The organism is Oryzophilus luti (genome assembly GCF_059726245.1).
Map to the genome: position 1 here is coordinate 244373 of NZ_AP040874.1, position 21719 is coordinate 266091.

The following is a 21719-nucleotide window of genomic DNA, read 5'->3' on the forward strand; positions in this document are numbered from 1 at the left end:
TGGGGTGATTGCACATCCTGGATGCAATAGTCGGGCTGCGAAGATCGGCTCCGGCGGGGGGAAAGAGGAGCGATGGAGATACGCCATCTGAAGTACATGCTGGCAGTCGCAGAAGAAGGGCATTTCAATACGGCCGCCAAGCGCCTGCATATTGCGCAGCCAGCGTTAAGCCAGAACATCAAGCAACTCGAGCAGGAAATTGATGCTCAGTTGTTTTCACGCACGACGCGCAGCGTCTCCATGACAGAAGCGGGGCGAGTCTTCTATCACGAAGCGTACCGGGCATTGGACCAGCTCGATAATGTCGCCCGTGCCTCCCGGCTTGCCTCAACCGGAGAGGCTGGCTCCATCACGATTGGATTCACCGCGACCTCCATTTATGGGCCATTGCGCAAGACCATCCGGCGGTTTCATCGCCGATACTCCGAGGTGCAGATTGTGACGCGGGAATGCTCTGCCAGAACGCTTCTGGACAGGTTGCATGATGGCGAGATTGATATTGCATGCAGCGAGGACTGCATCCCAAATGCGAATTTTGAGATGAAGCAATATCCCTCAATCTATGTCATGGTCGCAATTCACAAGCAGCATCGGCTGGCGCAGGAGAAGGGGCCCATTCCAATCAGAGCGCTCGCAGACGTGCCAATCATCTTCCCAACGCAGAATACGGCGCGGGGCGTCTACGAGAACTTTGCCCGTGCTTTGGCAAAAGCCGGGGTGCGCCCAAAATATGAATACTGGGCGGACAATGCAACGACAGGAATCCCCCTGGTGGCGGCGGGACTCGGAGTATGTTTTGTTCCGGAATTCACACAATTGCTTCATTCGGAAGTGATCTATAGGAAAATCATCTCGCCCTCAATACGCCAACTTCCTCAGTTGGTTTGGCGGAAAGATCAAGTTCCCGTGACGGTAAAGAACTTCGTCGCTTTGGCCTAACCCGTCTCGCCGGAGACTTCTGCCGCACGCTAGGCGGCGCAGAATGGGGCAGCATCCAATTGAGGGTATGCCCCACGCTCGCTGGTACGAGTTCGTTGGGCGCACTCTCTGTGCGTTATCAGGAATCCCCTGCAGTGGGTTGCGCGCGGCATTAATGCGACCTCGCTCTCGCACGCGTCGCGCAAGAGTTCCTGGCTTGCATCGCATCAATTCCTCGTCCCCCGTCCTGTCTGAAGCACAACGTGACATGCCTCTTGTGGGTGCTGAATGCCCATGGCATGAGCCGTCAAGTCCAATCCTTCTTGCCCCAGCGCGGTAGATGCCCTCCGTTCTCGCCCGCGATTTGCGAATCGAAAATAGAGATTTGCCGCTGCGCCGCCCTCTGCTTTGACTGTCGATTCTAGATAACCGCTTTTTCGATTATTGCGTCTCGTAAACATAATCGCATCGAAAACTTGTATCAATTTTATGGCTCAACTGTGCCTTAGGATAAGTGGCAGTTCGAGCCGTCAGGCGTGCATCTGAAGTTGTCTGCGGATCGGAAATGGGCGCCGTGCGATATGGCATTGCCCTGATTCACCTAGATATTGGTGGAGAACGACGATGACGTTACATCCGTGGAGTAATGCGTAGCGTCGACGGGAAGCGACTCGACGATCGCTACAGAACTCGGTGGCACAGGTGGCCCGAAAGGTATCACTGGTAGCCGTCCATCGTTGCGCAGTTTAGCGCAGGCAGGGATAGGCAACTCGAAATCGCAATCATTGAAGGTGATCAACATTGGTTGGTAGGAGGTACAGAAGCAAATGAAAACAGCAATTATCTATAAGTGGGCGAGGAAACCGGAAGATGCAGCTGTCCGCAACGACGGCTCTGTCGATTGGCGCAATGCCAAGATGACTGCCGGCGAGGACGACTTTGCAGCTCTGGAAGCGGCAAAGTCGATCGCCGAGAGCGGGGAACTCGTGGGCCTCACGATTGGAGACGGCGACGCCAGCTGGGCATTGGCGCGGGGTGTTCAACAGACCACGTCCATCATCGATGCCGCGAACCTCACGGACAACGCTTCCACGGCTGCCGTGATCGCTGCTGCAGTCCGGCAGATAGGAGGCGTTGAGGTTGTAGTGATCGGTGACTCCGAGGAGTACTCCGGGGTGCCGGTGGCTCTGGCGGGCCTGCTCGGCTGGCCAGTGGTTGCCCATGTCAGCAGTGCTCGCGTTGCGGACGGGCGGGTAGAGGTTGTCCGCAAGCAAGGCAAAGACGAACAGACTGTCAGCGTTGCTGCTCCAGCAGTGATTGCCGTCAGCGCCGCCGCCGCCGAGAAGGCGGCACCCGGAATGAAGGAGCAGTTGGCGGCACGGAAACGTCCCATCACCAAATTGACCCAGTCTGAAATCAGCGTAAGCGGTGACGACAAGGCTGTGTGCAAAGGCACCAGGCTTCCCGAGGTCACGGCCGCGCGTATTTTCAGCGGCGAGCCGGCAGTAGCGGCGGGGCAGCTCGTCGCAGCGCTGCGGGATGAGGGGATTCTGTGAGCGTCGCAAGCATTCGAGTGCCATTGAGAAGGGGGTGGGTGAAGTGAGCAACGTGTGGATCATTGTGACGGAAGAGAAGCAGGTGGCCGCGCTGGTGGCCGTCGCCAGAGGAATGAAGGGGAAGGTGACTGCGGTTGTTGTTGGCCCGCGTGCTGTGGCAGACGCCGCCGCTGCCGCTGCTCCCGATGAAGTGAAGTGGATCGAGGCTGCGCCGGGAATTGCGATTGAAGCCTATGGCAAATTCGTTGGCAAGCTGGCTGCGGCGGCCGCGCCAAGGGCGGTCATTTCCAGCGCCAGTGCAGAAGGACGCGCGCTGGCCGGTGCTATCGCCTGCCAACTGGGCGCAGCAGTCATTCCTGGCGGAGTGAGTCTGGCGGCCGACGGCGACAAGATTGTCGTCGAGTGCGTGCGGCTGACAGGAAGGGTCATTGAGACGATCGAAACATCGGCGCCCGTAGTGACGTTCTACGCTGGCGATGATGTTGCAAGTGCGGGCACTGGCACGACTCAGGTCGAGCCGGTCAACGCCGACCTAGTCGATGACGTCCGGATTGTGAAGACAGAACCTGCGGCAGGAGCTGGCGCCGGTATCACCAAGGCTTCCATCGTAGTGTCGATTGGCCGCGGTCTGAAGAAGAAGGATGACCTAGGCATCATCCAGAACCTCGCCAATGCCCTGGGGGCCGAGATCGGGTGCAGCATGCCGGTTGCGGACGACCTCGGGTGGGTTGAGAAAGAGCGTTATGTCGGGCGCTCCGGCCAGCACATTGCTCCGCGGCTTTACCTCGCCATAGGAATCCAGGGTGCCCCCCAGCATCTGGAAGGTGTTCGCGACGCCAAGGTCGTCGTTGGCATTAACAACGACCCTGAGGCTCCGATCTTCAAAGCGGCCGACTACGGGATTGTCGGAGACCTGTACGAAGTGGTTCCCGCGCTTCAGTCAGCTCTCGGCAAGTAATAAAAGGAGAAATACACATGACGGAAAAGTTTGATGCTCAATATGACGTCGTTGTAATTGGCGGCGGAGGATCGGGATTGTCGGCAGCCGTGCAGGCGGCCAAAGATGGTCTCACCTGTGCTGTACTCGAGAAGGAAGACAAAACCGGCGGCAGCTCGGCTTTCGCGGAAGGCCATGCGGCTTTCGAGTCGGATGAACAGAAGAAGCGCGGCATCAAAGTCAGCAAGGCGGATGGCTACAACGCCTACCTCGACTATTCGCACTGGCGTTGCGATCCCGCGCTGGTCAGCCGCTTCGTTGAGAACTCTGCCACCACGATCAAGAAGATGCGCGATGAAGTGGGAGCCGTCTATCACGACGTCACCATTACCGCGCCTGACCAGCCGGGCGAGCTGGTGACGTGGCACCTTCCTGAAGGTGAGGTCGCCCATGTGATCGAGCTGCTCGAGGCGGATGCACGCCGTCGCGGTGTTGACGTGTTTCTGTCAACCGCTGCCAGCAAGATCCTGCGCGGCGAGGATGGCAAGATCAAGGGTGTGACTGCCAAAGATGCCGATGGGCAGGAAGTTCGGCTCGGAGCCAAGGCGGTTATCGTTGCCTCCGGCGGATACGCGGCCAGCCCCGCAATGCTCAACAAGTACTGCAAGTTCAAGATCGGCGAACGCATCATCAATGTCGGCGGTCCGGGGAATACGGGCGACGGCATCAACATGATGAAAGAAGTTGGCGCCGTTGAGAACTCCAACATCGGCACAATGCTGCTCTTTGCCGTGATGCGCGACAAGACCATTACCAGCCACGTCAACAACGCTGGCATGCAGCCCTACCTGTGGGTGAACAAGTACGGCCAGCGCTTCACGGATGAGATCGTCGGCCTCAATTTCGGGAACACGGGCGACATCATCGCAGGCCTTCCGGGCGCGATGTACTGGTGCATCCTGGACCAGAATCACATCGACAAGCTGGTCAACAAGGGCAACGAGGTCGGGTTGGGCATCTACGTCAACAACTACGAGAAGCTGGTCAACCTGCCCAACGAGCTGGAGGCTGATGCCGCCGACGAGAAGAGAACGAACGTCTACATGGGCACGACGCTCGCGGAATTAGCGGCGAAGATCAACGTGAAGCCTGAGCAATTGCAGGCTGAGGTTGATGAGTACAACGGTTTTGCCAAGGCGGGAGTCGATCAGAAGTTCCACAAGTCTGCGAAGTACCTGCACCCATACGAAAAGGGCCCGTTCTACGCAATCAAGATGGAGACCGGCATCATGGTGAGCATGGGCGCCATGAAGGTCAATGATCACCTCCAGGCGATTGACGCTGCGGGTGAGGTTATTCCGGGCCTGTACTGTGTCGGCTGCGATGCAGGCGGGCTGTATGGCGAAAGCTATCAGCTTACGGTTCCGGGCTCGGCGAACGGCTTTGCTCTGACGTCGGGTTGGCTGGCGGCGGACGATGTCGCCGAGAAGGTCAAGGCAAACGCGCTCTAATTCATAGCAATCAAGCGGGAGCCGGACATAACAGTACTGCCGGCTCCCGACCTTTATTTTGCAATTCATCTGAGGTAGCGATGGCGAAACAAGTGGTTGAGCCCGATTTCGATGTCATTGTGATCGGTGGCGGGGTGGCTGGCACCGTATGTGCCTACCTGTTGGCGCGGGAAGGCAAGCAAGTCGTTCTGATCGAGCGCGGCCCGCAGCCGGGGTCCAAGAATCTTTCTGGTGGTGTTTTCTATTGCCGGGTCATGGAGCAGGTGTTTCCGAATTTTGTGGCGGAAGCTCCCATCGAGCGCCGTATCACGCGCAATGTCCTGAGCTTTCTGAACCCCGCTTCGCATTTCAATATTGACTACCGGGATGAGCGCCTGTCGGAGCCCGCGAACGCCGTAACGGTGCTGCGCGCGAAGCTGGACGCCTGGCTATCGGAGCAGTGCGAAGCGGCGGGTGTGATGGTGATGTCGGCCGTTCGCGTCGATAGCCTCCTGCTCGACGGCGATCAAGTGGTTGGCGTGAAGGCGGGCGAGGATGAACTCCGTGCACACGTTGTAGTTGCCGCCGATGGGGTGAACTCATTCATTGCCCAGGGTGCCGGTATTCGCGCGAAAGAGCCGACAAAGCACCTCGCGGTCGGAGTGAAGAGTGTAATCGGGCTGCCTCGCAAGGTCCTTGAGGACCGCTTCAACGTGAGCGGCGATGATGGCGTCGCCTACGCCGTTGTTGGGGATTGCACCCAGAGCATTGCGGGCGGTGGCTTCCTGTACACCAACAAGGACTCGGTCAGCGTGGGAGTTGTGTTGCGCCTGGACGATCTGGAAGCGAAAGGCCTGGCTTCGAGCGATGCCCACGATCACTTTCTGCGGCACCCGGAAATAGCGTCGCTGCTCCGCGACGGTGAGCTACTGGAGTATGGATGCCACCTGACGATTGAGGATGGGCCGAGAATGGCCTCGCATGATCTCTCAAGGCCCGGCTTCCTCATCGTTGGCGACGCCGCCGGCTTTACGCTGAATACCGGCCTCACCATTCGGGGCATGGACTTGGCCGCCGGTTCGGGCATTTGCGCCGCCAAGGCCATTCTCCGCGCACTTGAGGCGAGCGATTTCAGCCAGCGGGCAATGGATGAGTACCAGAAGAATCTGGACAACATGTTCGTTGGCGAGGATATCAAGACCTATTCCAAGGCGCCCGAATTCCTGGACATTACAAGAATGTACAAGGATTACGGAATGCTCCTGGCTGACGTGTTCTACGGCATCTACAACCTGGACACCACGCCGCGGAAACACATTGCGGCAACTGCCTGGAAGGCGTTCAAACAATCAGGGCTGAAGCTGTCTACCGTAGTGAGCGATGGGCTCAAGGCTGTCCGGGCGCTTTAGGAGGAAATGGAATGAATGCTCTTGTGGATGTTACGCAGCGCTTGGCAGGCAACAGCTATACGGTTGAGGAAGAGTCGCATATAGAAGTGAATCAGGAAGTGGCGAAGAAGACCGGCGCCGGCAAATTGCTTGTCAAAGTATGTCCTGCACACGTGTATTCGGAAAATGAAGATGGCAGCATCGCCGTTCTGTTTGCTGCGTGCATGGAGTGCGGTACCTGCCGCGCGGTAGCACCCGCGGGGCTGCTTAGCTGGCACTATCCAAGTGGCGGATTCGGAATCAGCTTCCGGGAAGGCTAAACCGGCAGATCGTAGAGCGCATTGTTGCGTTGTGGTGGTTGCATTCGAGGATGCGGGTGGATATGGCAAGTGACACATTGCTAGCGACATGTTTGCTGCCTCCGGCTTGCGTCAAAGGCGCAGGCGCTGCATCCTGCAACTCGTTGCTCGGCCTGCTGGAGACTGTGAGCACGGTCGGGAGCATGGCGAGCGCCCGCCGGAAGCTCTCCGACTACTTTTCCGCGGAATGGCAAATTCCGTCTGTCGATCTCTTCCTGTGCAAACAGGAAGCGCCTACGCAATCCTGTGCGGAGGATGACCTGACGATTTCCGGTCATTCTCCGCAGTATTGGGAGCTTTGCGATCTGTTTTCTCGGCGAGAAGTTCTTCCGTGCTCAAGGGCAGAAGTGTGCCGTCTCCTGCCTGTGACGCCGGCGCTTGTTGGAAAGTGGAACGCCCAGAAGGTCGAGTACTTTCTGCTGGCTGCCTTGGTGGCTCATCAACAGCCCTTTGGCATCCTGGTGCTTGGTTCTGCAGGTAAACAGCCGCTGTCATCTCTCGAGAGTGCTTGCATTGGCAAGATTCTTCCGCCACTTGCGACCTGCCTCGGTGCCTTGGATACAGACTCCGTCGCGCACCCAGCGCAGCGTCAAACGCCCGCTGATAACGCTCAACTTCGTACGTTGCTGGAGGTCAATAACGCTCTCGTATCCAAGCTGGATAGAGAAGCGTTGATCGCAGAGATTTCCGTGGTGATCCGGAGAATTCTCGGGGCGGAGTACAGTGCTGTTTCTGTCTGCAATTCGGCTACACATGAGTTGAACTGGTTGACCGTGCACCTTCCGGGGAAAACATGGAAGGCAGATTTTGATTTGCCGTTTCTGTCCGCGTTGAATCAATTGCAGATCTGGGGAAGAGATCATTCTGCCTGCGCGGAGGAGTTGCGCAAACTCACTCTCGAGCATGAGTACTCAGACATTGCTGTTTACGAGGAAACGCAGAGCGCTCTCCAATGGATGGGAATGACCTCGCCAGAACTCTGGCGCAAGAAGATTGCACAGTTGACGGACAAAAGCGGCGGAGCACTATTTGTCGCATGCCGGCGGGTTGCCCAAGGCAGGGTCCATCTTGGCTTTTCGGTTCCCCTGATTACCCACGGTGATGTCGTGGGAGTTCTGAACGTTGCCTATAGGAACTACGGCGCAGTGGCGGATCGGGATGCCGCTCTGCTGCATGATATTGCCGGTCAGATTGCAATCGCAGTCGAAAACACCCTGGCTTATAACAGCATTCGCGCCTTGAAGGACAAGCTGGCCAACGAGAAGCTCTATCTCGAAGAGGAAATACAGAAGACCTACAATTTTGGAGAAATCATCGGGGAAAGTGTGGCCCTCAAACAGGTTCTATCCCAGGTTGAGATGGTCGCCGATAGCAATGCATGTGTCCTCGTACTAGGGGAAACAGGTACAGGAAAAGAGCTGGTTGCGCGGGCAATCCATAACCTGAGTGCCCGCAAGAATCGCACCCTCGTAAGAATCAATTGTGCGGCCATTCCCGCTGGTCTGCTTGAAAGCGATTTGTTCGGACATGAGAGAGGGGCCTTCACCGGGGCAGTATCCGCCAAGATGGGGCGCTTCGAACTGGCTAACCAAGGCACCATCTTTCTTGACGAGGTGGCGGAGATTCCGCTTGATCTGCAAGCCAAGCTTCTCCGCGTCTTGCAGGAGCAGGAGTTCGAGAGAGTGGGCGGGGTGCGCTCGATCAAAACAGATGTGCGCGTCATTGCTGCAACAAACTGCAATCTCGAACAGATGGTGCAAGAAGGGCGTTTCCGCCGGGACCTCTATTACCGGTTAAGCGTATTTCCAATCGTCCTCCCCCCGTTGCGGGAACGCACAGAGGACATTCCCCTGCTCGTCTACCACTTCATTGAGAAATATGCGACCCAAATGAAGCGGCACATTGAATCCATCCCCGCCGGGGCCATGCGGATTCTCAAGGGCATGCCGTGGCCCGGCAATGTGCGCGAACTCCAGAACCTGATTGAGCGCGCGGTCATCCTGACCAAGGGCAGCACTCTAAACCTGCCGGTTGCGGATCTTGAGGCCCAGCCTCGCGAAACGCCAGCGCCGGCCGGAACGCACAGTCGAGCCTCTGTCGAGACGCACCTGGGGGGCACCCTGCGAGACGTGGAATGCCGCTACATTCTGCAGGTGCTCAAGGAATGCGACGGCCGGATTGGCGGGCCCAAGGGCATAGCCGTGCGCCTGGGAGTGAATCGGTCAACGCTCGTTTCACGCATGCGCCGTCTGGGAATTTCCAGCAGAGACATTCGTTAGGTTCTTCGAGAAGTCGGACCGGCCAGCCTGTGCCAGCGCAATGGCTTTGTGTGTCCTCGGTGTTGCGTCCGGCAGGAAGAATCCGGCGCATGCCTCACACCAAGTGTGAGGGGCGGTGGCTCTGAAGCAGACATTGTTTGATGTTGAAGCGCAGCCCACGCTCGTCGTGAACGTCGAGTGCAATGTTGCGATTTAACCAAAAGTTGGAATCGCAACAATCGTTGATATTTCACCACGTGGGGCGGAGCGAAGCACGCGGAGCATCGCGGTGAAGTTGTTGAATACGCACGCCATTGGGCACGGCAAGAATTCGGGAGCCTTGGAAAGGCAGTTGCATATAGCTCAGACGGGAAGGCGCTCACCAAGCAACGCTGGGGGCCGCTGGAAACAGATGCGCTCGAGCCTGGCTGCATGCGCTCCTTCCCCTTCGCCGCTCGCGAAGGAAGAACTGCAATTCAACATCTCATAGCGACCCGAATAGGAGCTTACAGAATATGGCATCAGAAGAAAAAATGCCGGAAGGCAGCGGCAAGCTTTCACGCCGTGGATTCATGAAGGGCGCGAGTTTAGCCGCTGGCGCGGCTGCGCTTGGAACCTCGCTCGCCGGGCCTTTGACGGCAAAAGCGGAAGCGGCAACCAAACCCTCCCACAAGAAGGCCGGAGCCGACGAGGTCAACATGGACAAAGTCCGGCCGATTGCGCCAATCGGCGAGCCGGCAAAATATGATTTCGAGACCGATGTTGTCGTGATCGGTTTCGGCGTCGGCGGCACCATGGCTGCGCTTGCAGCGTCCAAGGTGGGCGCAAAGATCATTGCTCTGGAGAAGAACACGAAAGAGAAATGGCCGGAGCATGCCGGTGTGCAAGTGCTGGCTGGCACTGGCGGGAGAGAGTGGGCGGCGTTCAAGAAGAGAACCTGGACTGCCGACGACGTGAAGGCGTGCGCCCAGGAAATGTGGGCGATGAACAACTACGAGTGCGATTACCGGCTCATCGTTCGTCAGTTGGAGGAATTCCAGAACTGTCTTGACCTGCTCCATAGCGTTGGCGTCAAGATGCAGCCGGTCGACCTTTCGGATTCGTTCGACGAGCCAGGCCAGAAGTACTCTTCCCTGACCTTCACCTGCGTGAGCAGTGACCTGCAGGACTTCACTCCGATGGACCCGTGGGTGAACAAATATCACGCCGCCGAATGTTCAATCGAGCGGAAGCTCACAGAGAATGGCTCGCTGAAGGTCTATTACAACGCGCCGGCGACCAACCTTGTCCGGAACAGCGCTGGCCGGATTGTGGGTGTGCGCACGGTGATCGATGGGAAGGTGAAGCACATCAAAGCCAAGGCGACCGTGATTGCCACGGGCGGCTACGGCGCGAATCTGGACATGATTCGCTACTACGGATGGGCCGACAAGTTCTGCGGCTGCCACGTTGGAGCCGACAGTAACGTGGGTGATGGACTTCGCATGGGGCTTGGCGCCGGCTCCGGCACATCCTGCATTCCCGGAGTTGGAGTTGCCGATGGCGGCGTTGACATGCTCGCAATTGGGCAGCCCTGGAATTACCGCCAGAGGACCTTCTTCAAGGACAGGACTGTTTCAGGATATACGACGGCCGTCATCCAGTTGGCGCGCCAGCCGGTGCTGAAGGTGAACAGCTCGGGCAGGCGCTATATGGATGAAAACGGCACATGGAAGAAGAAGACCTTCGCTTCCTACAGCCAGCCGAGAAGCACCTACTTCACGATCTACGATGCGGATATCGAAGGGTGCATCAAGTACATCAAAGGTTCCCGCTACGGAATGTGCGAGAACATGATTTCTCCCGACTTCAGAATCTACTTCACCGATGAGGACATTCGTCCGCTTTGGCGCTGGCAGGACAGCCTTGAAGAAGGCAAGAAGCTGGGCACGATCATAACCGCCAATACGCTCGAAGAACTCGCAGACAAGCTTGGCATCAACAAGCCGAACTTTGTGGAGACGGTGCACAAGTACAACGGCTATTGCGACAAGGGCGTGGACGAAGAGTTCGGCAAGCATAAGTCATTCCTGTTCCCGGTGCGGAAAGCGCCATTCACTGCAATCAAGTCGAAGCCTTCGTTCCTGTGGGTTACCCAGGGAGGACTCCGCGTCGACGAAAAATGGCGTGTTCTTCTGGAGGATGGCAGCAACGCGATTCCCGGCCTCTACGCCGGGTCCACGGATGCCGGGGGAACCATGAAGCCTTACAACTTCGGCATGGAGAACTACTTCCAGCAGGCGGCGTCTGCGGTCATCAGCGGCAAGATTGCTGGCGAAAATGCAGCGCTGGAGGCCCTCGGAAAAACAAAAGCGTAGGGATTCGATGTTTTGAAGGTAGCTGCAAAAGAGACCCAGAGGCGGCTCCAGCAAGAGCCCCTCTGGATGCTCTTTAAGACCGTAGAAAATGAGCGGCCGCGCATTCTACGCACTTGCGTCTGCGCTGGATGTGAACGGAATCAGCGCGGTTCCTGAGAATCACGCTCCCAACTGCACATCCTCCGCACCCTGGATATGAGGAATGATAGTGATGAGGATTTCTAAAGTAACGATCAAGGCCCTACGCAATTTTGGGATCTGTGTGGCGTTGTCGATAGCGCCTGCCATTGGCTATTGTGCTGGCCCTGGGGATAAGCCGGCCGGTTCCGGAAAAGCAGCACAATTCTCACCCGAGAATACGAACAGTTGCGCTTCCTGTCATCAGCCGTATGCCGAGTCGGCAAAGAGCGCCGATAAGCTGCTTGCGAAGCACCCGAACGCGAGCGACTGTTTCTCCTGCCACGATAAGGCCGCATTGCAGGCCAAGCATTCGGACCCGTCGAAAGTGCCGGGACGCCTGATCCGCCAGAGAAAGTACCCGGATGCGCTCTGCCTGAATTGCCATGGAAGCCGCGAACAACTTGTTGAGAAGACCAAGAACAGCAAAGCATTCGTTGCACTCGACGGCCGGACCATTAACCCGCATGCCGTCTCAGCTGCGCTGCCCGGAGATACACACGCGGGGAAGGACGAGTGCTTCAATTGCCACAAAATGCACAAGGCTACAAAGCCGATTGACCATTGCTACGGTTGCCACCATCCGCGGCAATTGAATAACTGCAAGGACTGTCATGCTCCAAGCGCGCAGAAATAGAAAGTCCCTGCGCTCTGCTGGCTGGAACACGAATTGTCGTGCGTAGATAGCGAAGACATAACCACAGCGAGATAGACGATTCTGGTGACTGTATTTCTCCTGCTTCTGTACGTGGAGGAGGCATGGTTCTCCTCCACGAATGTTTGGAAGGGCGATAGAGAAACATTGAAGTGAGGGCTGAGGAGGCAGAAGAGGCCTTGACCGCGGCCTCCAAGGGAAGGTTACCCGCTATCCAGAGGAGGACTCTGGGATGCGCGAGGGCGGCCCGCGTGTTGCACACGAAAGAGGACTGGCTGGATGGAATTCTGCGATGAACGAAAAGTGGCCTGTGACTTGGGCGGAAGATATTCTTCTCGGGACACTTGGAAGGGAGTGGAAGGGACGCTTGCGCGGGCACCTGAGCCGGTGCTTTCTGCTTCGTTTCCCGCCGCGCTGGAAGAGTTTCGTGCCGGCAGACCAATCCTCTTGCACGACAATTCCGAGCCTCACGCTCCAACTTTCCTTGCCATTGCTGAGGACTCGGCCTCCGTGGAAGAGATGAGAGCGATTGCTCAGGCAGCGAGCGGGTTGTTATGTCTGCTGACGCCCTGCAAGGATCTGGACTCTGTCCAACTAAGGTCCCCATTGATTCAGGAATTCAGCCTGGGGGCCTGCATCGGAAAAGGTGCTCAGAACCCTGCGGATGGTTCCATGTTCAGACGGGGAAAGACCGTCATCATTCCTGTTACCGCGCAGTTGAGGCGAGTCTGGCGCTCGTCCAGGGCGATGCACTGCGCGTTGGCATTTGCCTGCCTTGCGGGAAAGGTCCCGGCCGTCTTCTTCTGCCGAATTCCATCCAATATGCGATCAGGGGTGGGGAAAGGCCTTGAGAATATAGAGGGACTTGGCAGACTCGTTGCCATAGGTACTGAAGAAATCCAGGCTCATTGCAGAAGGTGCCACGCTGGAAGATGTGGCGCTGGAATCCAAACGACAGATTGATTGCCCCTGCGCCATTGGCATCTCCGGCGAATTCTGTGGCAGCTTCTCTTGTAATTCGCACTGGCACAAGATTCGCCGGGCACTCCGCTCCTTTGTGCCGTGAGCAACGCCATGCTGCGCACAGACGTTGCCCTCACGCCGTTCCAAGCGCGTCAAATTGCGACAAGCAGATCGCCGCTGCCCTTGGACCCTGATTCTTTGAAATTGTGTGGCAAAACTGCGCACACGCGGCATGGCAGGAAAGAATCGGAAATCCTGTTCACAGTTGAGTCGAAAAGACTTAGACGGGAATGACATGATTCGGTGGCAGTGTACCGGGCGGCTGTGATGGCTATCACAGCAGTCGAGTGAGGAATAAACCGATAATCAATGTATCTGTAATGGACCGGGGGAAGTATGGCACCCGACAACCTCGTCATTCAGACCGCATGGCAGCAGTACACAGAGGGCGCTTCGCTTGATGTGTGCGGGCTGAATCCCCTTATTGCTAATTCGTGGCAACGCTGCCACAGTCTCGCCGTTGATCCGCTTCGTCCCAATTGTGAAAGCCTCGACCTCGCACGTCTGGAGGATCGTCTTCATCGCCATCGCCAGCTGGTTGGCATGGTTCGTCCGGTCATGGAGCGGCTCTACGATTTTGTGAAGGGCACCGGATTCCAGGTGGTGCTGAGCGACGAGACCGGCCTGGTGCTTGACGTGGTGGGCGACCCGGATGTGGTGGCGCTGACGCGCCGGGTGGATATGTGCCCCGGCGGCGACTGGAGCGAGGCGGCGCAAGGTACCAACGCCATTGGCACGGCAATCTTTGAGCGGCGTCCGTTGCAGGTGTTTGGCGCCGAGCACTACTGCCAGCCAAACCATTTTCTCATCTGCTCGGCCTCACCAATTTTTGACGCTGACGGCAACATGGTGGGGGTGCTCGACCTGAGTGGCGACTATCACCATTCCAGCGGCCACACCCTCGGCATGGTGGTTTCCGCCGTGGGCGCCATTGAGAATCAACTACGCCTGCAGGCAGCGACGCAGAAGCTTTACGCCGCCTACCGCTACTCGAATATCCTGCTGAACAACATGTCGGACGGGCTGGTCTCGGTCGACAACCGCGGCTACATCACGGAGATCAACGCGCGCGGCGCGGAGATCCTGGGGCTGGATGCCAAGGTGGCGCGCGGACAGCACATCAGTAACCTCGGCACCTGCGACCTGCAACTGGTTCACTCGCTGCAGGAGGGCATAGAGCACGAGGACACGGAGATCGTTTTCGGACGGCAGGGACGCAAGGTTCGCAATTCGACTTCGCTGCTGCGCGACGAAGACGGCCGCACCATCGGCGCAGTGGCCACCTTCCGCGAGGTTGCACGCTATCGGCCGTCGCCGGTGCCGCGCTCGCTCAGCGGGCGCCACTACTCCATCAACGACATCATCGGCCAGAGCCCGCTGATCGCCGAAGTGAAGGCGCGCACGCGCATCGCGGCCGGCAGTGTTTCCACTGTGCTGATCGAAGGCGAAAGCGGCACGGGCAAGGAACTGGTGGCGCAGGCCATACACTTCAGCGGCACGCGTGCCAACGGGCCATTCATCGCCGTCAACTGCGCGGCGTTGCCCGAGGCGCTGGTGGAGAGCGAACTGTTCGGCTACGAAGAGGGCGCATTCACCGGAGCACGGCGCGGCGGACAGGCCGGCAAGTTTGAAGTCGCTAACGGCGGCACCATCTTCCTCGATGAAATTGGCGACATGCCGCTGAGCGCGCAGATGAAGCTGCTGCGCGTGATGCAGGAACGCAAGGTGACGCGCGTGGGCTCCTCCATCGCGCGCGACGTGAACATCCGCGTGATTGCCGCCACCTTGAAGGACTTGCAACAGGAAGTCGAGAAGGGAAATTTCCGCCAGGACCTCTACTACCGCATCAACGTGCTCAACCTCTCGCTGCCGCCACTGCGTGAGCGTCCAGAGGATGTGCCGGAGCTGGCACGCAGCTTGGCGCGGCGCATTGCCGAGCGCTTAGGTGTGGAGGCCAAGGAACTCGACGACGAGTTGCTTGAGAAGCTGAAGTCCTACGCTTGGCCGGGCAACGTGCGCGAGTTGGAGAACGCGCTGGAGCGCGCCATCAACCTTGCGGGAGACGAGGCCGTGCTGAAGATTGAGCACCTGACGCTGCCGCAGGGCAAGCCCAACGAGATAGTCAGCGCCGCAACGCCGGAGGCGATCCCGCTCGGACCGCTTGAGGAAGTGGAGCGCGACATCATCCGTCGGACCATGCTCTTCCACAAGGGCAACGTGCAGAAGGCGGCCGCGTCGCTGGGCATCAGCCGCAACACGCTCTACCGCAAGCTGAAGGAATACGGCGAGAGCGACAGCATCGCCTGACGGAAAAGCCCCGCGCAAGGCGGGGCTTCATCTCAGAATATTCAGTGCTAAATCGATTTACCTAAATATCTATACCGCGGACTTGCGCCACAGGATAGAGGTGTGGCGTACCTTGCGGTTGGCGTGCGAGGTTGCGCCGGCGATCGCGACCACCACCAGCAGAATGGGCACGCGGTAGTTCCACGCAAAGGGAATGACGCACAGCAGAGCGAGCTTCAGATAGAGCAGCAGCGCCCAGTTCTCCAGCAGCTTGGGATAATTCGGGAAGGCCTCGATGAAGGCCATGCCGATGCCGGAGAGGATGGCAACCCACAGCAGCGGATAAAGATCATTCTTGGGGGCGTGGTAAACGTGTGCGCCAACGAGCACGCTGATGGCCAGCAAATGCGCGGTGCGGCAGAGCACGCTCCACACACGCGCATGCGGAATGGTGAGCTTGGATGCGGGGTTGTTGACGACCGGCAGCGTGGGGTTGGTGGCCATGCGCTAGTGTCCTATCTCGCCCGTAGCGGCGTCAATTTCAAAGCCAAGTTTCTGCAGGTTGTCGCGTACGGAAGACTCCCGCAGGGCGGCCAGAAAGCGCTGCACAGGCTCGCGCTCAAGCCGGCTCTTCGGGATGACGAAGTCGTAGTGCTCTTCCTGCATCGGGATGAAGCCGAGACCGTAGCGCTCGGCGACGGTGCGAATGGCGACGCCCCAATCGGCGCGGCCTTGCGCCACGGCGGCGGCCACGGCGTTATGAGTCTTGGCCTGGTTGCTGTAACCGGGCGGCTGCGCGCCTTGCAACAGCCGGTCAATCAATATGCGGGTGCCGCTTCCGGCGTTGCGGTTGATGAACAGGCAACGCGGATCGTCGCAGGCGGCGCGGGCAGCGTCAGCGAGCGCACGTGCCTCAAAGCGCTCATCGCCCTTGCGGAAGACGATGCCCTGCAGCCGCGTGTAGCCGGTGGCAAGCGTGAGCGCGTCGTTCAGGAACGGTCGGTTGTAGACGCCGCTGGCAGCATCCATCAGGTGCACGCCGGCAATATCGCACTCGCCGCGCTTGGCGGCCGTCAATCCGCCATTGCTGCCCACGTTGAGCGAACGCACGGAGAAGCCCTGCCGCATCACGTGGCTGATGAGCACGTCGAGCCCGACGCAGTGGCTGCCAATGATGACGAGGTCTGGCAGCGCATGGTGCGCGCCGATGAGCGTGACCTCCACCTCTTTTCCGGCGGGAACCGATTCGGCCTGCGCGTCGATGGCGAAGAAGCCATCGGCCTGGCTGAACTCGGTGACCGAGCCGGAGCCCTTGTTGCTGGGATAGGCGGCGAGCTTGCCGTCGACGCCGCGTGTGAGCGAAACCATCACGTACTCAGTGCGTCCGCGGTCGGAGCGCATGGGCGCGGGCAGTGTGGCGCTTACACTGTCCGGACGCTCGGGCGGCAGACCAGCGAAGGCGCGGATGACGGGCGCGACAAACTCGTGGAAGGTGAAGATGGCCGAGGTCGGGAAGCCGGGAAGAATGACCACGGGCTTGCCGTTGGTGACCGCCAGGCACAAGGGTTTGCCGGGCTTGAGCGCGACGCCATGCACGACGATGCCGGGATTGGTGAGCCGTTCGACAGCGTGGTAAGCGAGATCGCCCGCGCCCTTCGATGTTCCACCCGAGAGCAAAACCATGTCGCAGTCGAGCGCCTTGCGCAGCAGGGTGTCGATGGCGTCTTCGTTGTCGCGGGCGATGCCGAGCGGCACAGGCTCGCCACCGGCTTCCGCAACGGCCCCGGCAAGAATGGTGCTGTTTGAATCGTAGACCCCGCCAAGATGAGGTGTCTCGCCGGGCTTCATCAGCTCGTCGCCGGTGGAGATGATGGCAACACGGGGACGTCGCCAGACGACGGCCTCGGAGACACCGATGGCGGCCAGGCAGCCAAGCTCGCGCGAGGTCAGCGACTGGCCGGAGCGCAGCACGATCTCGCCTTGCGCAATGTCACTGCCGGCGGCGGCAATGGCCGCGCCGGGGGCGAGGGTCTTCTGCACGTCGATGGAGAGACGACCGTCGCGCTCCCGCGCCTCGGTGTATTCGACCATGACGACGACATCCGCACCGCGCGGCACCATGCCGCCGGTGGCGATAGTGGTGGCCGTACCCGGCAGCACTTCAAGTGTGGGCACAATGCCGGGCGTCAGAATTTCATCATTGAGCGTGAGCGAGCGGGGCGCTTCCTCGGTGGCACCGGCGATGTCGGTAGAGCGGGCGGCAAAGCCATCGACACGCGAGCGGTCGAAGGCGGGCACGTCGACGCAGGATTCAACATCATGGGCAAGCACGCGGCCCAGCGCCTCGCGCAACGGCACCGTCTCCCAGCCGAGCGGAGTCAAGCGAAGGTGATGGCGGAAGCGAGCTTCGGCCTCATCGCGTGTGACTACGTCGAGAAACTGTTCCTGCCGTGCGGCGCGCCGCAGCGCCGGGCTGATTTCTTTATCCTTGTCCTTGCCCTCGTCCATCATCGTCCGTTGCCTTCCTCGTCCGGCACGTCGTCATAAAGATGAACTTCAACGTCGGCGCCGGGGGCGTAGCCTTCCAAAGTTTCCGGCACCACAATAAACCCATCGGCCTGTGCGGCGGAAGCCAGTCCTCCGGCGTCGGCGGTGCCAAGGGGAATGGCCTCACCGTTGCGGAGAGTGACGCGGCAAAGTTCGAGCGTACCAATTTCGGAAACCAACTTGCGCGCAAGGCGCACGCGACGAGTGCGGTAGGGCATTGCTGGGGCCAGTCCGCTCATGCGCCGCAGAATGCGCGCGGCAAACAGGTCGTAGGCGCAGAGGCAGTCAAGAGGATTGCCGGGAAGAAGAATGACCGGAACCTTGGAGGCAAGGCCCATGGCGGCGGAGCCACCCGGACGCATGGCGATGCCGTGCAGAGCAAGGACTCCACAGGAGGCCAGAAGCGGTGCGGAATCGTCGTCGACACCGGTGCCGCTGCCGCCGCAGACAAGAACCAGATCGGCACCGGAGCGCGTCATCTCCGGACGCAGGGCGACCTCGCCATGCACGCCGCTGCGGAAGCTTTCAATGGCGCCACCGTCACGCACCACCAGCGCGCGCAGCATCAGGCCGAGCGAATCACGCTGCGGCGTGAGTTTGTTTTGGGCGGTCACAATGCGCACGAGCGGGCGGCGCACCACGCGGACCTGCTCCATGCCGAACGAGGCGAGCAGTGCCAGCGCCGAAGGGCGCAGTGGACGACGGGCCTTCAACAGCACGGAGCCTTTCTGTGCTTCCTGCGCGCGACGGAGCACGCCTGCGCCCGTGGCCACGCTGCCAATCAGGTTCAGCACATCGCCTTCTGGCTGGGCCACGCTGTAGTCGGCCACGGCATCGGCGTTTGCGGGCAGTGGTTCACCGGCATGGATGGCTTGTGCGCTAAGAGGCTCAAGCGCAGTTTGCGCGGAGACCATCTTGAAGAGCAGAGGGTTGTAGCTTCCGGCGCCGAGGGTTTCTGAGGAGCGCAGAGCGTAACCGTCAAAGGTGGCGATGTCGGCAGCGGGCGCGTCCTCAATGGCGGCGAAATCCTGGGCGAGAAGACGGCCCAGGGCGGCACCGAGCGGAATGTGATCGGCGGGCGCCGAGATGGGAAGTTTGTCGAGCCATTGCCAGGCATCGGCAACAGAAGCGCGGGTGGTGAAACCGAGACCGCGCACATCGGGCGGATTGTTGCGATCGTCGTTACTCATTGTGATTGGTCCCGTGCGGCAGACGGGTTAGCCGCCGATCTGCGACATGGCGAATCCTGTTCCGGGCGTCTTCATGTCGAGCAGGTGATGGCGCTCAGGCTTGGTGCAGAATACCTGCTCCATCGCCGTGCGCAACTGCGAGTAATCCTCCTGCAGGTACGGTTTCAAGTCCACGCCAACGCCGTCAAACAGGCAGCCGCGCAGGACGCCGAAGGCGGTAACGCGCACGCGGTCACAGGCGGCGCAGAAATGGCCGGAGATCGGACTGATGACGCCGATGGTGCCGGCGCCGCCGGGGATGCGATAAAGCCGGGCCGGGCTTGAGGCGCGCTCGCGCGGAATCTCCTCCAGAGGGTAGACGGCGCGGATGCGCCGCAGAATCTCTTCGGCGGAAACAAAAGCCGTCTTCCAATCCGGCGCGGTGTTGGTGGGCATGTATTCGATGAAGCGCACCTGGCGCGGGCTGTTGAGCGTGAGCGCGGCAAAATTCGCCAGCTCATCATCATTCATTCCGCGCACCACCACGGTATTCAGCTTCACGGGCGGGAAGCCTGCCTTCTCGGCGGCGTCGATGCCGTCGAGCGCCTGACGCAACTGGCCACCGCGGGTCATCGCGGCAAAAACTTCGGGCCGGAGCGAATCCAGACTGACGTTGAGCCGCTTGACTCCGGCTCGGCGGAGGCTTGGCGCGAACTCGCGCAGGAGCAGACCGTTGGTCGTCAGCACCAGTTCCTTCAGGCCTGCGATGTTGGAGAGATCCTCAAGAAACTCCACCACATTGCGACGTACCAGCGGCTCGCCGCCAGTTACGCGAATCTTGTCCACGCCCAGGTCAACGGCGGTGCGTGCGATGCGGTGCAACTGTTCAAAGGTCAGGACATCGGCGTGCTTCAACTTCGGCACACCTTCGGCGGGCATGCAGTAGCGGCAGCGGAGATTGCACAAGTCCGTAACCGAAATTCTCAGGTAACGGATGCTGCGGCCGTAATGGTCGGTGAGGGGCATGAGATAGCGTCCGATCAAAAAACCTAACCAACTAGCAGAGCAATTCAGTCGCCATATAGAAGCTGGAGCGCGTCTTGCCGCAAATCAGGAGAACTGCGGAATTCGCGGTTTTCATTGCCATGTTACGCGCCAATAGGCGGGATGGCAGAAGCGGTTTTTGGTGGAAGATGCGAGGCTTGTCACATTTCGTGACAAACGTCCCAATTCGTGACCCCAAAAAATGACAATGCCAAAAATTGATGCTGGAGAAGCGCGAGCGTTTCAGCCGTAAAGCAGATTGCGGGAGCTGGGTGTGTTCCAAGATTGCGCATATTTGCAAAGCAATCGTGGGACCTAAGTACACAGCGTCAGTTGGTACGGAACGTGCAATAAGCAGGTCAGTCTCATCGGTATTTTGCGTGCAGCATGGTTCGTCCCTGGGCCCTGGAAAGACGATGAGAACTTCGGAGACTGCAAACGGCGCTGGACGAGACGCCGCACGGCTTCCGGAAGTTAAAGCTTCTAATACGTGGTTGCGAAGGATAACAACGATGAATTGCTCGACACAAAAGAAAGTGGTTGCAATCCTGGGGCGTCTGGCGCTGGCCGCGCTGTGCGCCGTTGCTCTTCTCTCTGTTTCCTCGACCCCCGCGTCCGCACAGGCACTGGGCTGGGAAGGTGAAACTGGTGTGTTCGTGACGCCGCTGGCGTACACGGCGGGCGTACCGAACAAGAAGATTCACGCGGTTGCGGCGTATCACTACTTCAACGCCGGCTCTGTGATCGGCGATTTCCACGAGACGTCGATTGAAGTTGCGGTTGGCAAGCGTGTGGAGTTTGGCTACACGCACGAGTTCCACAACCTGGGCGGCGACCCGCAGCTGAGCTATCTGTGGCAGAACGGCTTTGACATCTTCAACGGCAAAGTGAACGTGGTGCCGGAGAACTACAACAAGCAGAACTGGGTACCGGCGATCTCGGTGGGCTTCATTGCGCGCACCGGCGTCCGCAACGTTGGCAACTATGTGGAATGGAGCCCGGCGACGAATAACGGCAAGTCGAACGGCGACATCTACCTTGTGGGTTCCAAGACGGTTCCGGTGAAGAACGCGGGACCGCTGGCGGCTCTGCTTCTGACGGCGGGCGTTCGCGGCACCAATGCCGAGCTGTGGGGCATGGGCGGCAACGCACCGGACTGGCAGGCGCACGCGTTTGGATCGGCGGCGTTGGTATTCAAGGGACCGGGCAAGACGATGTTCGCGTTGGCCTCGGAAGCGGCGCACCAGCCGCATCATCCGGAGAACTTCCCGGGATTGAACATTCCGACGACGCTGACCTATTGCGCACGTCTGATCCCGAGCCCGAAGCACAACCTGAACTTTGACTTCGGCATCGCGCAGGTGGCCGGGCAGGTGGCGCCTGGCGTCAACCTCAAGGCTCGCCACACCTACGGCTTCCAGATGTCCTACGGCTTCTAGGTTCAAGCAAGACCCCGGAGAGGCTTGGCGGCGGTGAACGCCGGGCCTCTTCGGGCGCAGGGTTCCGGTGGTAACAAACGCTGTCTTCCGGGTGCTGCAAGTGGGCGTGAAGGGAA

Annotated in this window: 16 protein-coding genes; 12 read left to right on the forward strand and 4 right to left on the reverse strand. The window is 59.4% G+C overall.

Features of this window, described 5'->3' with window-relative positions:
• Nucleotides 1-72: 72 nt before the first annotated feature.
• The 11 genes from AC6IZO_RS01000 (at nucleotide 73) to AC6IZO_RS01050 (ending at nucleotide 15425) form a co-directional block, all read left to right on the forward strand.
• A complete protein-coding gene (locus tag AC6IZO_RS01000) occupies nucleotides 73-939 on the forward strand; it encodes a LysR family transcriptional regulator (protein ID WP_497807081.1) in 867 nt (288 codons plus the stop codon).
• Between the two features lie 806 nt (nucleotides 940-1745).
• Nucleotides 1746-2474: a hypothetical protein gene (locus AC6IZO_RS01005; protein ID WP_497807083.1), complete on the forward strand. Its 729-nt coding sequence runs from the start codon at nucleotides 1746-1748 to the stop codon at nucleotides 2472-2474.
• Between the two features lie 43 nt (nucleotides 2475-2517).
• Entirely contained in the window at nucleotides 2518-3432 is a 915-nt protein-coding gene (locus AC6IZO_RS01010; RefSeq protein WP_497807085.1) for an electron transfer flavoprotein subunit alpha/FixB family protein, read from the forward strand.
• A 17-nt stretch (nucleotides 3433-3449) separates the two neighbouring features.
• Entirely contained in the window at nucleotides 3450-4922 is a 1473-nt protein-coding gene (locus AC6IZO_RS01015; protein WP_497807087.1) for an FAD-dependent oxidoreductase, read from the forward strand.
• 80 nt (nucleotides 4923-5002) lie between these two features.
• A complete protein-coding gene (locus AC6IZO_RS01020) occupies nucleotides 5003-6310 on the forward strand; it encodes an FAD-dependent oxidoreductase (protein ID WP_497807089.1) in 1308 nt (435 codons plus the stop codon).
• Nucleotides 6311-6321: 11 nt separating this feature from the next.
• Nucleotides 6322-6609 (forward strand): ferredoxin family protein, encoded by a 288-nt coding sequence (locus AC6IZO_RS01025; protein WP_497807091.1) that lies wholly within the window; start codon nucleotides 6322-6324, stop codon nucleotides 6607-6609.
• A 62-nt stretch (nucleotides 6610-6671) separates the two neighbouring features.
• A complete protein-coding gene (locus AC6IZO_RS01030; RefSeq protein ID WP_497807093.1) occupies nucleotides 6672-8927 on the forward strand; it encodes a sigma-54-dependent Fis family transcriptional regulator in 2256 nt (751 codons plus the stop codon).
• Between the two features lie 494 nt (nucleotides 8928-9421).
• Nucleotides 9422-11263 (forward strand): FAD-dependent oxidoreductase, encoded by a 1842-nt coding sequence (locus AC6IZO_RS01035; RefSeq protein ID WP_497807095.1) that lies wholly within the window; start codon nucleotides 9422-9424, stop codon nucleotides 11261-11263.
• A 211-nt stretch (nucleotides 11264-11474) separates the two neighbouring features.
• Nucleotides 11475-12077, forward strand: coding sequence for a cytochrome c3 family protein (locus AC6IZO_RS01040; RefSeq protein ID WP_497807097.1), 603 nt, complete (start codon nucleotides 11475-11477; stop codon nucleotides 12075-12077).
• Nucleotides 12078-12374: 297 nt separating this feature from the next.
• A complete protein-coding gene (locus AC6IZO_RS01045; protein ID WP_497807099.1) occupies nucleotides 12375-13058 on the forward strand; it encodes a 3,4-dihydroxy-2-butanone-4-phosphate synthase in 684 nt (227 codons plus the stop codon).
• A 396-nt stretch (nucleotides 13059-13454) separates the two neighbouring features.
• Nucleotides 13455-15425 carry a sigma-54-dependent Fis family transcriptional regulator gene (locus tag AC6IZO_RS01050; protein ID WP_497807101.1) on the forward strand — a complete coding sequence of 657 codons (1971 nt, stop codon included), beginning with the start codon at nucleotides 13455-13457 and terminating at the stop codon, nucleotides 15423-15425.
• Between the two features lie 69 nt (nucleotides 15426-15494).
• On the opposite strand, the gene AC6IZO_RS01055 is transcribed toward AC6IZO_RS01050, so the two are convergent.
• From AC6IZO_RS01055 to moaA, 4 genes are read right to left on the reverse strand one after another with little or no spacing between them, the layout of a single operon-like run.
• A complete protein-coding gene (locus tag AC6IZO_RS01055) occupies nucleotides 15495-15908 on the reverse strand; it encodes a hypothetical protein (RefSeq protein ID WP_497807103.1) in 414 nt (137 codons plus the stop codon).
• 3 nt (nucleotides 15909-15911) lie between these two features.
• Nucleotides 15912-17915, reverse strand: coding sequence for a molybdopterin biosynthesis protein (locus AC6IZO_RS01060; RefSeq protein ID WP_497807105.1), 2004 nt, complete (start codon nucleotides 17913-17915; stop codon nucleotides 15912-15914).
• A complete protein-coding gene (locus AC6IZO_RS01065; RefSeq protein ID WP_497807107.1) occupies nucleotides 17912-19141 on the reverse strand; it encodes a molybdopterin-binding protein in 1230 nt (409 codons plus the stop codon). The genes AC6IZO_RS01060 and AC6IZO_RS01065 overlap by 4 nt, the downstream gene beginning before the upstream one ends.
• A gap of 27 nt (nucleotides 19142-19168) precedes the next feature.
• The gene (moaA, locus tag AC6IZO_RS01070) at nucleotides 19169-20146 is read right to left on the reverse strand and encodes a GTP 3',8-cyclase MoaA (RefSeq protein ID WP_497807109.1); all 978 of its coding nucleotides are present in this window, start codon (nucleotides 20144-20146) and stop codon (nucleotides 19169-19171) included.
• Nucleotides 20147-20676: 530 nt separating this feature from the next.
• Here moaA and AC6IZO_RS01075 point away from each other — a divergent pair.
• Complete coding sequence (locus AC6IZO_RS01075; RefSeq protein ID WP_497807111.1) at nucleotides 20677-21603, forward strand: hypothetical protein; 927 nt, start codon at nucleotides 20677-20679, stop codon at nucleotides 21601-21603.
• The last annotated feature ends 116 nt before the right edge of the window (nucleotides 21604-21719 follow it).

What these genes read in the sequence shown, in the direction of transcription:
- AC6IZO_RS01060 (WP_497807105.1), bottom strand. Translation starts at nt 17,915, where the DNA reads ATGATGGACGAGGGCAAGGACAAGGATAAAGAAATCAGCCCGGCGCTG.
- AC6IZO_RS01040 (WP_497807097.1), top strand. Translation starts at nt 11,475, where the DNA reads ATGAGGATTTCTAAAGTAACGATCAAGGCCCTACGCAATTTTGGGATC.
- AC6IZO_RS01015 (WP_497807087.1), top strand. Translation starts at nt 3,450, where the DNA reads ATGACGGAAAAGTTTGATGCTCAATATGACGTCGTTGTAATTGGCGGC.
- AC6IZO_RS01065 (WP_497807107.1), bottom strand. Translation starts at nt 19,141, where the DNA reads ATGAGTAACGACGATCGCAACAATCCGCCCGATGTGCGCGGTCTCGGT.
- AC6IZO_RS01030 (WP_497807093.1), top strand. Translation starts at nt 6,672, where the DNA reads ATGGCAAGTGACACATTGCTAGCGACATGTTTGCTGCCTCCGGCTTGC.
- AC6IZO_RS01005 (WP_497807083.1), top strand. Translation starts at nt 1,746, where the DNA reads ATGAAAACAGCAATTATCTATAAGTGGGCGAGGAAACCGGAAGATGCA.
- AC6IZO_RS01075 (WP_497807111.1), top strand. Translation starts at nt 20,677, where the DNA reads ATGAATTGCTCGACACAAAAGAAAGTGGTTGCAATCCTGGGGCGTCTG.
- moaA (WP_497807109.1), bottom strand. Translation starts at nt 20,146, where the DNA reads ATGCCCCTCACCGACCATTACGGCCGCAGCATCCGTTACCTGAGAATT.
- AC6IZO_RS01055 (WP_497807103.1), bottom strand. Translation starts at nt 15,908, where the DNA reads ATGGCCACCAACCCCACGCTGCCGGTCGTCAACAACCCCGCATCCAAG.
- AC6IZO_RS01000 (WP_497807081.1), top strand. Translation starts at nt 73, where the DNA reads ATGGAGATACGCCATCTGAAGTACATGCTGGCAGTCGCAGAAGAAGGG.
- AC6IZO_RS01050 (WP_497807101.1), top strand. Translation starts at nt 13,455, where the DNA reads ATGGCACCCGACAACCTCGTCATTCAGACCGCATGGCAGCAGTACACA.
- AC6IZO_RS01045 (WP_497807099.1), top strand. Translation starts at nt 12,375, where the DNA reads ATGGAATTCTGCGATGAACGAAAAGTGGCCTGTGACTTGGGCGGAAGA.
- AC6IZO_RS01025 (WP_497807091.1), top strand. Translation starts at nt 6,322, where the DNA reads ATGAATGCTCTTGTGGATGTTACGCAGCGCTTGGCAGGCAACAGCTAT.
- AC6IZO_RS01020 (WP_497807089.1), top strand. Translation starts at nt 5,003, where the DNA reads ATGGCGAAACAAGTGGTTGAGCCCGATTTCGATGTCATTGTGATCGGT.
- AC6IZO_RS01035 (WP_497807095.1), top strand. Translation starts at nt 9,422, where the DNA reads ATGGCATCAGAAGAAAAAATGCCGGAAGGCAGCGGCAAGCTTTCACGC.